Origin of the sequence: Streptococcus sp. 1559 (assembly GCF_013276735.1) — a bacterium.
In the GTDB taxonomy this organism is placed as follows: domain Bacteria; phylum Bacillota; class Bacilli; order Lactobacillales; family Streptococcaceae; genus Streptococcus; species Streptococcus pseudopneumoniae.
On record NZ_VMLO01000135.1, the window covers coordinates 1 to 1,995 of the forward strand.

The window sequence follows — 1,995 nt, forward strand, 5'->3', positions numbered from 1 at the left end:
GATGATAACTCTTATTATGGGAAGATACCTATGAATTGGGTACAGACAACATTAAATTATATAGGAATAATTAGTACTGGTAACACGCCATCTAAAAATAGCCCTGAAAACTACGGCGGCGAAATACCATTCTATAAACCTGCTGATTTATTACAAGGAGAACTATACAATGCAACTGAATATTTATCGGTTCTAGGAAATACAAAATCCAGAAAAATAAAAGCAGGTTCTATTTTAATAAATGGTATTGGAAATATTGGAATTGCTGGGATTGTTCGTGTTGATGGAGCGTTCAATCAACAAATGCATGGCATAGAAGTATTTAATTTTGTCAACTCAAAATTTTTACTTTTAGCTATACAGTCTGATTTTATGCAAAAACAATTCAAGAACAATACATCATCTACCACTATTCCTATATTAAACAAAACTAGATTTTCTCAAACTATAATTAATTTTCCAGGTATACGTACACAAAAATTAATAATTACTAAAGCTGAGAAACTTTTTGAAAAAGTAAATCAATTTTAGCGACAATTCTCTTTTGTTCTAAAACTGAAGGAATACCTATTATTTTAGATTTTAGATACGAATAATGTCGAGCATAGCCCCTGTTCCTAACAAATAATAGCGTATAGTCTAAGTGGTATTTTAAAAATTTTGCAGATAAGCAAATTGGAGACAGAATTTTTACTCCGTCTGCACCAACAACAAAAGGGAAGTCTATAATCTTAAGATTTCTTGTATGGTCACCAAATATTACAACGTTTGTTTTATAGTCTAGAATCTTAGAAAAATTATTAGAAAATCCTTCAACTAATATTTTAGATTGACTAACTACTGGAATCTTGCCCTCTTTTACAATTTCAGACTGTTTTATTTGATAAGGCTTAGCTGAAATAGTTGTTACAATTTTTTCTAAAGGAGCTAGCAACCAAGTTGATCTTCTTGGAAAATCTATTTCAATTTTAATGTTATTCAGATAATAAGAGCCATAATCACAAAAAAATAGCAGATGGTCAATTTGACCACCTGTTATTTTTTTACCAATTAACAATTTTATCTACAATATTTTGTTGTTCAGTAGCTGTTTTCCTTAGATAAATTCGAGTAGTTTCTATACTTTCGTGTCCCATCAAATCTGCAAGCAAGGCAATATCATTATACTTCGATAAAAAATTCTTAGCAAATAAATGTCTAAAAGAATGAGGGTAAATTACTTTAGGATTCATTTTGTATTTATCAGCATAATTTTTTAACTGTTGAGCAACTCCTCTTGCTGTAATTGGTTCATTAAATTTATTCAAAAATAAATAACCACTTCGGCGATTTTCTGATTCTAACCAACTAAGACAACTATTTCTTAATTTTTTAGGAATGTACAGTCTACGAATTTTACCACCTTTTGAGTAAATGTCAAAATAACCGATTTCTACATGCTCTACTTTTAGTTTAATAAGCTCACTTACACGAGCCCCAGTTGCACCTAAAAACCAAACGACAAAATGCCATTTTAAAATACCATCTTTTTTCAAACTACGTTTAAGAAAAAGGTAATCAGCATAGCTAATGACATCTTCTAAAAACGGTTTTTGCTGTACTTTGACAAATTTTAATTTCAAATCATCATGACCAATAAAAGTCAGATATTTATTTACTCCTTGTAGTCGCAAATTGACAGTTTTAGGTTTAAAATTGTCTAATAAATATCCCTTGTATTCAAATAAATCTTCCATTTTGAGTTCATAATTCTCCAAGAAAAATCGAACACCATAAAGGTACGAACGCACAGTATTTTCAGCTAAACCAGCTTTCTTCAAATGTAATTCAAATTCTTTCAACGTAAAACTCCTATCTTATGTTTGATAGAAATTCCACCGCACGTAAAACTATTATACTAAATTAGTGCGTCAATATGGGCGAAAAATTGTTCGATTTTATCAACGATTCTGGATTGTTCAGGAAGGGGTGGGAGTGGGATTAGAATAGAAGCAA

General features: G+C 30.3%; 4 protein-coding genes. 1 reads left to right on the forward strand and 3 read right to left on the reverse strand.

Translation table 11 applies throughout. The annotated features are described in order from the left end of the window. The coding region (locus tag HT688_RS11385; protein WP_240148179.1) for a restriction endonuclease subunit S at positions 1 to 531 on the forward strand (531 nt) is incomplete at its 5' end. Here HT688_RS11385 and HT688_RS11390 read toward each other — a convergent pair. The 3 genes from HT688_RS11390 to HT688_RS11400 all read right to left on the reverse strand — a co-directional run. Further along, positions 491 to 1,057, reverse strand: coding sequence for a restriction endonuclease subunit S domain-containing protein (locus tag HT688_RS11390; protein ID WP_226372480.1), 567 nt, complete (start codon positions 1,055 to 1,057; stop codon positions 491 to 493). The two genes, HT688_RS11385 and HT688_RS11390, sit on opposite strands and share 41 nt — an antisense overlap. Then, positions 1,044 to 1,841 (reverse strand): tyrosine-type DNA invertase PsrA, encoded by a 798-nt coding sequence (gene psrA, locus HT688_RS11395; RefSeq protein ID WP_000657448.1) that lies wholly within the window; start codon positions 1,839 to 1,841, stop codon positions 1,044 to 1,046. Before psrA ends, HT688_RS11390 begins: the two co-directional genes overlap by 14 nt. Before the next feature lie 56 nt (positions 1,842 to 1,897). Beyond that, on the reverse strand, positions 1,898 to 1,995 hold a 98-nt coding region (locus tag HT688_RS11400; protein WP_172923170.1), incomplete at its 5' end, for a restriction endonuclease subunit S.